The organism is Acinetobacter sp. CFCC 10889, from assembly GCF_003268395.1.
Lineage (GTDB): Bacteria > Pseudomonadota > Gammaproteobacteria > Pseudomonadales > Moraxellaceae > Acinetobacter.
The window spans coordinates 1-11,955 of the sequence record NZ_LQXQ01000048.1 but is presented as its reverse complement, the minus strand read 5'-3'; the positions used below and the strand labels follow the sequence as shown (position 1 = coordinate 11,955).

Here is an 11,955-nt window from a genome sequence, read left to right as displayed (position 1 = left end):
AGAGAATAAAAATCAATCAGGGCAACCGAAGTTACCCAGAAGTGATTGGTTTATACTTTATTTGATTATCCAATTACTTTAATTAGTTCAGTCACAGCCAAAATAATTGGTGCAGCTTGCCAAGCAAGTATTCCAATTAATATTGATAAAACAATTAAGTAAGACCAAATTCTTAAAGGTTTGCTTTCTGATAACTTATTCATCATCTTGACTAACCTTCTGCTTCTTATACTCAAGATATGCTTTAAAAAATTGTGGTGATTGCCAAGCGAGAATACAGGTAATCACAGCTAGTAACAAAAATACTAATCGCCACATAGAAATATCTGCTGTCATTTTTAACAACCCATTTAAATTTGTGATAAAATCCGACATGTAAAATCTTTTCCTCTTGTTCTTGCTCTGTTCAATGGAAAACAAAAACCCAAGACTGCGAATCTTGGGTTTTTGCTTTTTAAATATTTAATTAAGGGCAACCAAAGTCACCCCTGTGGGAACGCATTCAACATCTCTTCCAAATCATCTTCATCATCAACTTCTTGTGGATTTGAATGATCCTCAATCCCCATAAAAGCCTCCAATATCCGGCAAAGTCGTTGCACACCAATATCGGCGGGAGGAAATTTCACCTGATACTCATTGAGTGCGTATAACCTTGGTAAATCCATCTGATCACGTACATAGTCATAATCCTTACCTGTAGTCAGCACCAAATGAGTATAAATTTCCTCCCAATTTATTCCCCCGATTCACCACCATTTGAATCTTGCTTATTTTTCAAACCCGAAACTGACATAACAGCACCCATTACTTCTTCAAGCTGATCCATATAGATCATATCTGAAACATCTTCACGGCTAATATCGGGATAATTACGCTTCAATGATTTATGTGCAACATCGATCACAAGCCCTACATCATGCGGCTTAAACTCCTGTAGCGCAGGTAATAACTTTTCAACAGCACCCAAAGACAACGGCGCAAAAACAAAAGATTGACCATCAATAACAACGGTTGTACCACGCGGGTTTTCAACTTGATTAAATAACATGAATCATTACTCCGAGAATGTAGAATTAAACACACGATTAAGATCGTCTGCCATGGGTTGGAATTCAAACTCAGGTAGATCGTAATCATCCTGCTTAGAGCTAAATCCAAGTTTGTTGCTTACACAGCGATAAAACTCCATTCCCATAAACTTGCCTTTAAACTCACGCTGCAAATTGACGGAAAATTCTGGTGTATAACCCATCTCCAGATTATTCACTTGAATTGACTTAGCGCCTGCAACCGTTGCCGAATATTTAAAGCTGATAAATACAACCTTCCCCACATCCGTTGTCGCAAATGTATAAGCACCTGTGGTTTCATCCACACTGTATTCGCCTGTCTTTGGTGTTGCGGCAACACGGGTTAAAGGCACTGCTTTAGCATCCGTTACACCCAAGTTCTTCACAAAAGTACCTGCGTTCGGTACAACAGGTGTTAAAGTTCCACCTGTTTGGATTTTTTCACCATTGATGGTTTGAGTAACAATATCCATTCCACCTTCAGCAACAACACCACCAAAGAAAATAGAATTGAGTAATGCACCACTGATACGACCAACTGTGGCTTTACACTTAATTGAACCTTTGCCACGTGCAGCATCTACAGCAAATTGACCACGACCAAACAACTCTTTTAAGTCATAGGAAATGTCGACTGATACTGACTGCATAACACCAATTTCAACTGGTGTCGGATTGGCAATGGGTTGTCCATACACATCCAAGATCGGTGTGGCAAATAACTTACCCGCACCAAATAAATACTGAGCCATTGATTTAGACCTCTATAAAATGAAAAAACCACCTAAAGAGGTGGTCATATTTGAATTAAATAATTTAGTTGGTGGTTAAAATACGAATCGGGATAATTGCAATACCTTGCCCATCAATCATCCCGTCTACACCTTCAAAAACTTCAATCGTGCCATCAATCCAACAATGCTCAACCAAACCACCCAAGGTTTGGTATTCACACATTTCTGGATATTCAGGTTTGATCGCTTCTCGAATCGCATCGACATAATGATTGATCTGTGTACTTATGGCTTTATCGGTATCAGATTCATAAACATACAGATAAATCTCTGCACCAAATTCAATCTTGGCATTTAAGCCCTTGATTGCATTTTCATCCTGATTGCCCTGAGTAATAAACAATGCAGGACGCTGTTCATTCCCCACATGGTTAAAATGACGTAATCTACGGCTGACCGACACCATTCCATTGATATTGCTAAGCTGATCAAACAAAGCTTGGTAAATAGCTTCACTATTCATTTTTTAATCCTCGCTCGATCGCTTTTTCAATATTCTTTGGCACAATTTTGCCAATTTCATCTAAAGAATCCCGCATAAAACGGCGTTCCTTAAAATTAATGGTTCGGCTGTGTGCCCTAACAAGTACATCCTTTGGTGTAATAGGTTTACCAAAAGCCTTTTTAATATGACGCAAATGGCTTTTGATATTGACAGCAGCAGCCAAACCAAACTCATGAATAAAGACATATTTCACATGTGCACCACCTGCGGATACAACCCCTTCAAACATTTCTGCGGATTCAGAAATACGTGAAGCCAATGAACCACGTAAACGCCCCGATTGGACATTTAAGCGTTGCCCACTGAGCATATCTTCCTGAATGGTTCGCTGTAGTTTTAAAGTTAATGCTGTGATGGTTTTACGGATCTCAGTCTTCACCCGATTGTTTTCTTCATTTAAATGAATCTGCACATCAACCGAATCAACCATAGATCACCTAACTTTTGGCGGTAGCAACTGCTGTGACTTTTTTAGGATCTTCCACATAGCGGATAAAACCCATCGGCTGTAACGCAAAGTAAATGTCTTCTTTGGCTTCGACCACACCATTTTTCACCGCATAGGACTGACCAGCAATCACAATGCATGTGGATTTATATGAATCAGGTGCTTGATATTTAAATAACATCTTTTTCTCCTAAACAACAAAAGCACCAACACTCAAATTATTTGGGTTGGTACCTTTATCATCAATTGGAATGGAATTTTTTAATGCCAAATAGCGTTGGCCATAAATGCTTTGGTCGTAAAACGTTTCTTTTGTGGAGCGGGAAAAACCGACGCTTTGTCCTGCAATCGACATATTACTTGCATTTGAAATGGCGGTACCATTTGGATTGGCTTTTTGAACTTTGAGAATATGTGCCGCATAAAGACCTACAGCACGTTCTTTCAATTTCCCAAATTCCACAATCGACACAACGAGTTCAGCTTCTTCCAAGGCATCTTGGATCTCAGGTTCACTTGCATTGTAGAGTTGAGAGTCTGATTTAAATCTTTCCCGAAAAGTCTGTATGTCCATGCATCACCTATTATTCTTGAGCTTGAGCGAGTTTGGCTTGCAGCTGCTCTAATGTTTCATCATCGGCATAGGTCACACCCAAAGCCTTTAACTCAGCACGTACCTTGTCGAGTTCAGGATCTGACTTACCTGTGCCTTTGCGCCCTGTAGTTTTACTTTCTTGTGTGTCATCCACAGAAAGATCACCTGATTCAAGTAAGGCTTTAAATACCTTACCCTTTTGCAGTTTGCTCAGCTCGGTAGTGGTCACTTCAATAGTTTGACCTTTACCGATCTGAATCCCATCAAAAGAAAAAGCGGCTTGTAAGCCGCTGTATGTAATTTTTGCCATTATTTATTTTTCCTTATTCCACATCGTAGTAACGTAATGAATCGACACGTTTCAGATACACACCTTCATACATATAATGACCTGGTGTACGAATTGCATAATTGATCGGTTGTGCTGCCAAAAACTCAAGATCATTACAACGGAAAGTAATACAACTTGGATCACGGCGATAAATAATGCTGCGGTCTGTACCACCTACACCTTTACCTTCCAAGTGACTTTCAGAAGTAAAGCTCATGGTTTTACCCTGCATTGCAAAGGTATTTTTTTCCTTAATATATTCAAGGAAAGTTTTACCTGCTGAATCAGGAACAATACGACTTGCTAAAATCGTGAACTTATTTTCAGGCATTACAAAAGTATCAGGCTGCACACTGGCATCAAACTTTGATGCATTGCTTGCACCTTTAATCGCTTTATTAATGTCTGCAAGAATCACTTCAATACTTGCTGTTGCATAATCCACAGTTGAGGCAATCACTTCCACACCTGTTTGATTATAAAAACCGAGCAAGCCTGTATCTGATTCACCGAACCAAGCAACATCACTCATGTGATTTTCATACGCTAAACGTGCTGCTGTGATTTTATCAGTCGCCAATGAAATACCTGCACGTAATGCCGCAGCAGTTTCAAAGATTGTGGTTTCATAACCGATCACACCGACTTGGACAGTCAATTTCACTTCATCGTATTGCACTTCAGCCAACGGCACATCATTACCTAAGCCTGAATGACGTTTACCACGACCAATACCACGTTTACGCTGTAATACACTTGCCGAACCCACCACCGCACCTGTTAGTGATTCCAAAGGGAGGTATTTTGCATAAGCCTGTGCTTCTGCAAGTTGTGGTGACATTTCATCAATCGATTCAAGCTTGATGAGTAACTTGGCAAATGTATCCAAGTTAAAGGCATCACCGACTTCCGCTTGTACACCATGTGCCACCGCTGTTAAGCGGATTTTCATTTGTTCTAATTGTTTAGACATGTATTACGCTCCACGTAAACGAAGAATTGCCATACCATCTGCACCTGTGATGGTTTCCCAAGATGCATTGGGTAATTCAGTTGAATCCAAAGCTGCTGACGATAGAGAGCCCAACGGCGCATCCACTGTTGCATTGGCTGTACGCACATAGACCTTGGCATTAATATCTGTGACAGGCGCAGTCGGTTTTACCCATACCGAACCAATCTGCATGATCGGCGCACAGTCTTTGGCTTGGTAGGCTTCAAGACCTTTTGTGTTCTTTGCTGACTTACCAATATGTTGAAATACCACCACACCAAATTTGGTATTGGTTGCACCCGCTACAGCCAATACAGTTTTACCATCTGTGGATTGCACCACCACATCACCATCGCTGAGCACAGTATTTCCTGATACAGGCAGTGATAAGATTTCTTCAGGCATGTGCAAACGTGCACGCATACCCGGAATTGCTTGAGGTGTTAAAGACATGCTCAATTCCCCTATTAAAGTGATTGTTTCCAAGCATCTTGTTTAGTGCTTGGCTTTTGTTGGTTGCCATTGGTATCAGGGTTTTGATCCCCAACCGCTTGTTGGTGTTGGAACTGATTTAGTGCAGCATTGACCGAGTTGGTCGGTGCTACCCCTTTCACTGCAGACAAAGCACGAAACACTGTGTCGACCTGATCAGGGTTGGCATCACCTACAGCAACACTCCCCAAAACAGCGCCCACCAAAGCATCACCCGCTTTTGCTGCAATCACATCACGCTTGATTTGCTCACAGGTACAACCATCTGTTTTCACTGTAGGCACCAATGCTTTGGCATCCGCAATCACCGTGGCACGTTCAGCAGCCGCCTGTTCCAACTTTTCAGGGGTCATTTGATTTTTTTCTAAATCACCGACTTTTTGTTTTAACTGTGTATTTTCAGTTTGCAATGTATCTACAACTGCCTGAACTGCTGCCATTTCATCACCAATTGAAAATTGCTTATCACCCACTTTGAGCTTCGCGGCTTTTAAGTTTTCAATTTGGGTTTGTTGGATTTTTAAAGCATCTGCCAATGGTTTGTTATCACCAATGTCAAAACGCATACCGTTTACAATAACTTCCATGAAGTTTTCCTCTTGTGGAGTTGGGTTTTGGTCACCGATCCGACAATCACCACCACAGCGACCGTATTTCACCAGTGCCACATGATTGCCAATAAAATTAATAAACTTCGCTTGGTACGGCGTACCATCAGGTGCGGTACCATTTTCTAATACGAGAAGTGCTGCATAGCCGAGCGACATTTCTATGCGCTCATTGCTTTGGATCAGGTCAATACTGATTTTGTCTTTGATCAATAGATCTCCCACCAAATAGTCACCTTCTTGGCGGACGTTCTCACAATAGCCAATGTGATAGTCCTTCCAATTGGAAGCATTGATTTCATTTTTTGGTGGGTGATAGTCCGTAGCATCTACATTTGAAAAACTCGCTACCGATTCAGGTTTAAAAAGTTCATCTGCAGGTGTGTAGACATTAATGATTTGATCTGCCGTAAATCCCTCTAAGGATGGGAATTCATAGGCGTAGTACTGACGTACCTGTGGTGCTTTGGCTAAGCGAACATTGACGCACTTCAGATACCCTTCTTTGGTAAATGAGCGTGACGATTCACTTGGTGCAAAATCACCAATTTTGAGTTGGTATAGGATTTTCATAAATTGCGCTCAATAAAAAACCACTCTTTCGAGTGGTCTTAATCTATTTAAAAACTATATAGGTAATTTTTGCTGATATGTTCCAGTGATCCAATCAAAGTCTCTCACACAATTCTCCAATTTTTGCTTTTGATCAGATTTTACAAGTCGCCACGCAAGACATGATCCATCTGTAAAATGATCAACCACTCTGCTGTAAAGAGTCGGATTTAATTTCTTGATTGATTCACCATATACACGCCACCACTCACGCACCCAAATCATGTGAGTTGCTAAAGCATGTACGTTTTGTAAATAGTCCTCACTAGGTTGTTTCTTATCAGCATTGCTATACAAAGCAATCAAATGATGAACATATTCAACCGCCACAGGAATCGCATCGTATGGGATGTCTTTAATACTTTTTACATCGAAACGCTGAAGTATTAGTTTCCACGCATCACTAGAACTTAAATGCTTAGTTTTAGCAACAAGCATTGCATGAGCATCGTGTAAAGGTGTCCGCTCTACTTTGGTTGTTCTAGGATTTACTGCTTGCCCTTTTGTCCAGTAGTCCCAAAGAACATCATCACATTCTTCTTGATACTTGATTACTGTTGAACGAAGTTCAGGTTTTACTTTATTGGCATTTACAGAGTAAAGCCATGCAGGTAGTTTACGAAGCATTAAACAAAGCATGGTTTGCAAACCGCCTTTTGTAGGTATGGTGATTTCCACCATGCCTTTAATAAAGCGCTGTTTTAGCTTAACAAATTGGCTTTTCCAATCCAACCCCATACCATCAACGATAGGTTTCATCGGTGTGTATGGTTGCCCTTCATGCTCCACAATATATAGTTCAGCATTGTGGAAAGGCACGGTAATTTGTTGTAAACTCATTGAAGTCATAATATTTTCCTAATGTTTGACACATAAACCTTGTTTAATCTTGGCGGATGGCAAGGTTTTTTTGTGCCTATTAATTTCCTGCTTTCGCACTCTTGTGTTTTTCTACCAATAATTTGACCGCTTCATTTAAAAGATAAACGATTGATCTTTTATCCTCTTTAGCAATCGCTTTAAGTTCTTTATGTAAGTCGCTATCTAAACGACCTTTCACATAAACGATTTCTTCTTTCATACATACCCCATATTTATGCCACACTTTGTGGCGTTTAATAACTATAGCCACACTTTGTGGTAATGTAAATACCTATCACGAAATATTTACCACACTTTGTGGCACTGAGGTTTTTAATGAGTAATCAAGCTGATCACACTATAGTTAGATTGCGTGTACCGCCCGAACTAAAACAAAAAATTGAAGAGTCAGCAGAGAAAAATAACCGTTCACAAAGTGCTGAAATGGTTGCCCGTCTTGAAAGTAGTTTTAGCTCAAATACTGAAATGGATGAATTTGTTTTATTTTTAGAAGCTTCTCTCAAAGAGCGAACTGATAGTGAATCAAACAAGATTCTTGTTAATCTCTTAAAAAATTGGCTACGGTTTAAAAAAGCACCCTAGGGTGCTTAATCAACCAAAATATCTTCATAATTTGGCAATGCTACACAACGACATCGAATAGGCTCTCCAGGATGCCCACCACTTGGCGGTTCATCCCAACGAAACGTTTTACCTTGCTTATGCCGATGATCTGTTCGAACTCGCTCATCTTTGGCGGTCTGCCATGTATAAGACTCAACACCTAAATCAAGCTGACGTTGTTTATTGATATTCGAATTGATTTTACCCATCTGATCCGCGGCAATTAAACGCGCTCTAGACTCTGTGCTTTGACCCAGCTTATAAATTTCTTTAGTGAGTTCCGCATTGGTCTGTCCCGTCTGTAAGGCATTTAAAACCAAAGCTTCCAACTTCTGAGCGTATTGCTGTGGGATGGACTTAATCAAAGCCACATTTGCATCAATATTATAATCAACCGTCTTTTGAATATCAGAAGCTTGATACAACGGCGTAAGGTCCACACCAATCGCAGACTTGGTATGATTGGCAATCTGACCATCTACTTCCTGCACCACATCAATGACAATCTTAGTTGCCAAAGGCTTTGATACCTCAGCAATATAATTGTCAAATCGAGCACGCAGTCTGCCAAACATATCGCTAAACCAACTATCACCAATGTTTTCACCCACTGTTGGCAAAACCATATCTTTGGTTTGATCTTGGCAATAACGCGCTATGGCAAGTAATTGGCGAGTGTAATACAGCTCAGTCTTACGATTGACTTTGATGGGCTTTAGTTTGGGTTTACGCTCTTTCTTACGCTTCTGGATCTGCTGTAGTTGGGGTTTTAATAGTTGAATGATCTTCGCTGTCATCTGTATCCACCATAAGTTCCAATTCTTTAATGTGCTGATCATCAATCACAGAATAAACACCATCAATCTGTAACTGCCGTGCAATTTGTGGCTCGGTCAAAATACCCATGTTGAGATATTTTTCATCACGCTCAGCATTGGCTTTTTCCACTTCTGAGCGAATCTTGGCATCAAGCTGCCACAATGGATTAAACACCACATTTAAATCAGGGAACTGCTTGCCGAAAGTAGACTGACAAATTAATGCCAAAAACTTCATTAAGATCGGTTTCAGCATCCACTCCTGTTTGGTGGCAATCGAATCGTAATAATTACGAGTATCATGCTCCCCTGTGGCATTCATCCCTGCAGGAGATTGACCAAACAGAATGGTATAAGGAATATCAGCTGCACCTGCGGTTTGAATGGAAAACTCACGCATCAAATCAGGTAAACCACCAAAGGTATAAGTTTTGGAATCGTATTCTTCATCTTTATCCAAAACCATCATCCCATTTATGCTTTTGAGAAATCCCACACTCATAAAGCGATCGACAACTGATTTCATATCCTCTTTGATTTTTTCAACCAAACTTGGTGTACGAATAATGTCAATCTTGGATTCATGCACCAAACTTGCAGTACCACGTTTCACACTCGCATGATCCAACAGATCCTCATACACTTCCTGCAAAATACTTTGTGATTCTTCACTGACTACATCCGCATGACAAATCTTAATCAAGCGACTGTGGTGAATACGCTTTTCAGGTGTGCCATCATTAAAACGCAATTTATAAAACTCAGGCTGCTTGAGTAATCCACAACACGCTGATGGTGGTAAATAACTTCGGGTATCTTCTGTTAAATACTTCTTTTTAATCACTGTGAAGAATTCTAAACGCCCCACACCGAGTTTATTAACCTCGAAAGGCTGATCTAAATTTTGACCATCCGCAGATCCAATCAATACATAAACCTTTCCGTACAAACGTGACAGGATCAAACTCGACAGCAAGACCTGATTTAAATGGTAATGCTTGCACGCCTCTTCGAGTTTTTTCAGATTATTCCCTTGAATATTTTCAAAGAACCAACCTGCTCGAAGCATGTCAGATGAGGGACGATTTACAATCCGCTTCGCCAACCAATTTTGATAGACCGCTTCGAGTTGATCATCGGGAATATCACGGCGTACAAATTGCCCGTGTGATGCTTTGTCACGTGCGGTACCAATATTTGAGGCAAAGTTGCTATATGCCCCTGCATCGCCAATTGCATCGGGCTTGGTATTTTCAGCCATAATTTTTCCTAATCAAATACTGAAGATGCATTTGCTGTTGGTGCAAATGACATCACCACAGCATCAGCAACGTTGGGGCTAGGTATGCCACGTTTTGCCAAATCCTTTTTACTTTCGACTTTGACACGACCATCATCAGCGAACTGCCGTCTTGGTGCAGATAACTCATCAATGAGCTTATCTAAATTTGAGCAATCACCTGAAATACTGATCAATTTATCAATCGGGTATTTATGTCCTTTGGTAATGGCGTTGTAGGTATTGCGAAAACGATCTGCCAAAAGCCACCAAGACTGTGCTTTTAAGTTGTAGAACATATCTTTATTCTTGGTTTGAGTGCTGTCATAAATCGCATCAGGATTATGTACAGCGTCTGCAGCATTAAATTTGATGTACTTAATGTGCAAACGGCGTTGCTCATTCAGCTCTTTAAACTTAGCACCTGACGTTGCACCCACACCGATCGAATCATAAATAATGCGTGCCTGGTATTTCTCTGCAAGCGAATACGTTCGAGTGCAACTTTGCAGTAATTCATCCTCTTGCCCTTTCCACTCATCTGTATCATGCAAGATTGACCCATGTGCTAAAGCATTGGCACACTTATCATCACCATCATCTGCAACGTCAAAACCGACTCGCTTGGTGCCCAAACCAACAAAATTAAGCTGAATATGGGCATCTACTGCGGCAAGAATCCATGAACGTTTGATAATGACCGAATCATCATCCTCTTTGGGTTGCCCCAAATAGATATGATTGTAATTATCTTCATCCTCCGCTTTGGCAGCAGCTGCCACCGCCAATGCTGTCTGAGATAAAAATGGATTGTCAGGATAATTAATCTTCCGTACCACCGTATTTGGTGGTGGAGAAGTCACAAAACGGCGGTATACAAAATCAGTTGTCAGTTTTGGGTTAAAAATAATCCAAAACTGAGAATGCTCTTTACGAATCGTTGGCTCTAAGATTTCCCACTGTTCCTTTGATACATTGTGTGCTTCTTCAAGCCAACAAATATCAACACCTTCGAGTGATTTAATCTCGTCAATGTTTCGCCACAATCCGTAAAATAGAAACTCTGAACCTGTGTGAATATTCTCAATTTTATTGTTCAGAACCCGAAATCTGTCCTTTAAACCAAAACGCTCAATCTGAACCTTGAGTAATGAATAAACCGACTCTTCAATTTTATTCTGAAATTGACGTGCGCATAAAATACGGAGTTTGTAGTTATCGGCAAGGAATATTGAAAATCCTGCTGCATCCCAAGACTTGGAACTGAATCGACCACCGTATAAAACTTTATTCCGTGCAGGTTCTAACCAAAAATCCTCAAGTATCGGATTTAGTGTTGCTTGATCGCCCATAGAAATGACCTAATCCAGATGGATAAGAAACCTCGTTTTTAACTGAGCTTTCAATTTTATTGGTGTACTGACCGCCACTGTCTTTTGCCGCCTGTTCAAGCAACTTCATTTTGGTTTTAACGTTGCGTGATATATCCAAATATTTTTGATACTGGCGCAAACGGTAATGTTTGTTAGCGATGGGGATATTTATTAAGCCGTCATCAAATTTCTTTCTGGTCTCATTAAACAGGTCGACATATTTCTCACTTAGATTACGGCCAGAATATTTGGTCGGATCGTAGGATTGACATTGACTACGGGTAACATCAACTCCAAATTCTTGTTTGACGCTCTCCACTACCTCTTGAGGGGTATCACGGCAAGCAAGAGACTGAACTATAAAGATTTTTACAGGCTCTTTTAGTGCCGCCATAAATGCACCTCCGTACAACTACGTACAACAAGACGGGCAAAAAAAATGAGCCAAAAGGCTCAACTGATAATGCAGGTTCCACAACACTTGGAAATATCAACATCAGGAACAAACGGCGCATTCTTGGTGATTTCGACTAAACGCTTGACTGACT

Annotated in this window: 20 protein-coding genes; 1 reads left to right on the top strand and 19 read right to left on the bottom strand. The window is 40.5% G+C overall.

The genetic code is table 11. The features are described from left to right. Positions 1-65: 65 nt before the first annotated feature. The 15 genes from AVJ19_RS22260 to AVJ19_RS22255 form a co-directional block, all read right to left on the bottom strand. Positions 66-206, bottom strand: coding sequence for a hypothetical protein (locus AVJ19_RS22260; protein ID WP_171334228.1), 141 nt, complete (start codon positions 204-206; stop codon positions 66-68). Then, the gene (locus AVJ19_RS15850; protein WP_111860618.1) at positions 196-375 is read right to left on the bottom strand and encodes a hypothetical protein; all 180 of its coding nucleotides are present in this window, start codon (positions 373-375) and stop codon (positions 196-198) included. The genes AVJ19_RS22260 and AVJ19_RS15850 overlap by 11 nt, the downstream gene beginning before the upstream one ends. Before the next feature lie 107 nt (positions 376-482). Then, complete coding sequence (locus AVJ19_RS15845; RefSeq protein WP_171334229.1) at positions 483-710, bottom strand: hypothetical protein; 228 nt, start codon at positions 708-710, stop codon at positions 483-485. Between the two features lie 26 nt (positions 711-736). Continuing rightward, positions 737-1,051 carry a hypothetical protein gene (locus AVJ19_RS15840; protein WP_111860617.1) on the bottom strand — a complete coding sequence of 105 codons (315 nt, stop codon included), beginning with the start codon at positions 1,049-1,051 and terminating at the stop codon, positions 737-739. Between the two features lie 6 nt (positions 1,052-1,057). Beyond that, positions 1,058-1,825, bottom strand: coding sequence for a hypothetical protein (locus AVJ19_RS15835; RefSeq protein ID WP_111860616.1), 768 nt, complete (start codon positions 1,823-1,825; stop codon positions 1,058-1,060). 64 nt (positions 1,826-1,889) lie between these two features. Beyond that, a complete protein-coding gene (locus tag AVJ19_RS15830) occupies positions 1,890-2,330 on the bottom strand; it encodes a hypothetical protein (RefSeq protein WP_111860615.1) in 441 nt (146 codons plus the stop codon). Beyond that, positions 2,323-2,802, bottom strand: a complete 480-nt coding sequence (locus tag AVJ19_RS15825; RefSeq protein WP_111860614.1) for a hypothetical protein — start codon at positions 2,800-2,802, stop codon at positions 2,323-2,325. Before AVJ19_RS15825 ends, AVJ19_RS15830 begins: the two co-directional genes overlap by 8 nt. A gap of 7 nt (positions 2,803-2,809) precedes the next feature. Next, positions 2,810-3,001, bottom strand: coding sequence for a hypothetical protein (locus AVJ19_RS15820; RefSeq protein WP_111860613.1), 192 nt, complete (start codon positions 2,999-3,001; stop codon positions 2,810-2,812). 9 nt (positions 3,002-3,010) lie between these two features. Then, positions 3,011-3,394 (bottom strand): DUF4054 domain-containing protein, encoded by a 384-nt coding sequence (locus AVJ19_RS15815; RefSeq protein WP_111860612.1) that lies wholly within the window; start codon positions 3,392-3,394, stop codon positions 3,011-3,013. Between the two features lie 10 nt (positions 3,395-3,404). Beyond that, complete coding sequence (locus AVJ19_RS15810; RefSeq protein ID WP_111860611.1) at positions 3,405-3,725, bottom strand: hypothetical protein; 321 nt, start codon at positions 3,723-3,725, stop codon at positions 3,405-3,407. A 13-nt stretch (positions 3,726-3,738) separates the two neighbouring features. Further along, positions 3,739-4,719, bottom strand: coding sequence for a major capsid family protein (locus tag AVJ19_RS15805; RefSeq protein WP_111860610.1), 981 nt, complete (start codon positions 4,717-4,719; stop codon positions 3,739-3,741). A gap of 3 nt (positions 4,720-4,722) precedes the next feature. Continuing rightward, the gene (locus tag AVJ19_RS15800; RefSeq protein WP_111860609.1) at positions 4,723-5,193 is read right to left on the bottom strand and encodes a hypothetical protein; all 471 of its coding nucleotides are present in this window, start codon (positions 5,191-5,193) and stop codon (positions 4,723-4,725) included. A gap of 14 nt (positions 5,194-5,207) precedes the next feature. Next, a complete protein-coding gene (locus AVJ19_RS15795) occupies positions 5,208-6,413 on the bottom strand; it encodes a DUF2213 domain-containing protein (protein ID WP_111860608.1) in 1,206 nt (401 codons plus the stop codon). A gap of 54 nt (positions 6,414-6,467) precedes the next feature. Beyond that, positions 6,468-7,301, bottom strand: a complete 834-nt coding sequence (locus AVJ19_RS15790) for a phage antirepressor N-terminal domain-containing protein (RefSeq protein WP_111860607.1) — start codon at positions 7,299-7,301, stop codon at positions 6,468-6,470. Between the two features lie 70 nt (positions 7,302-7,371). After that, entirely contained in the window at positions 7,372-7,533 is a 162-nt protein-coding gene (locus tag AVJ19_RS22255) for a hypothetical protein (RefSeq protein ID WP_171334227.1), read from the bottom strand. Between the two features lie 116 nt (positions 7,534-7,649). On the opposite strand from AVJ19_RS22255, the gene AVJ19_RS15785 reads away from it, so the two are divergent. After that, positions 7,650-7,916, top strand: a complete 267-nt coding sequence (locus AVJ19_RS15785) for an Arc family DNA-binding protein (RefSeq protein WP_111860606.1) — start codon at positions 7,650-7,652, stop codon at positions 7,914-7,916. 5 nt (positions 7,917-7,921) lie between these two features. Here AVJ19_RS15785 and AVJ19_RS15780 read toward each other — a convergent pair whose 3' ends face one another. The 4 genes from AVJ19_RS15780 to AVJ19_RS15765 are packed head-to-tail and all read right to left on the bottom strand — an operon-like array spanning position 7,922 to position 11,801. After that, positions 7,922-8,734 (bottom strand): phage minor head protein, encoded by an 813-nt coding sequence (locus AVJ19_RS15780; RefSeq protein ID WP_111860605.1) that lies wholly within the window; start codon positions 8,732-8,734, stop codon positions 7,922-7,924. After that, positions 8,676-10,016 (bottom strand): DUF1073 domain-containing protein, encoded by a 1,341-nt coding sequence (locus AVJ19_RS15775; protein ID WP_111860604.1) that lies wholly within the window; start codon positions 10,014-10,016, stop codon positions 8,676-8,678. The genes AVJ19_RS15780 and AVJ19_RS15775 overlap by 59 nt, the downstream gene beginning before the upstream one ends. A gap of 8 nt (positions 10,017-10,024) precedes the next feature. After that, positions 10,025-11,386: a PBSX family phage terminase large subunit gene (locus AVJ19_RS15770; RefSeq protein ID WP_111860603.1), complete on the bottom strand. Its 1,362-nt coding sequence runs from the start codon at positions 11,384-11,386 to the stop codon at positions 10,025-10,027. After that, positions 11,352-11,801: a DUF2280 domain-containing protein gene (locus AVJ19_RS15765; protein ID WP_111860602.1), complete on the bottom strand. Its 450-nt coding sequence runs from the start codon at positions 11,799-11,801 to the stop codon at positions 11,352-11,354. The genes AVJ19_RS15770 and AVJ19_RS15765 overlap by 35 nt, the downstream gene beginning before the upstream one ends. Positions 11,802-11,955: the final 154 nt, after the last annotated feature.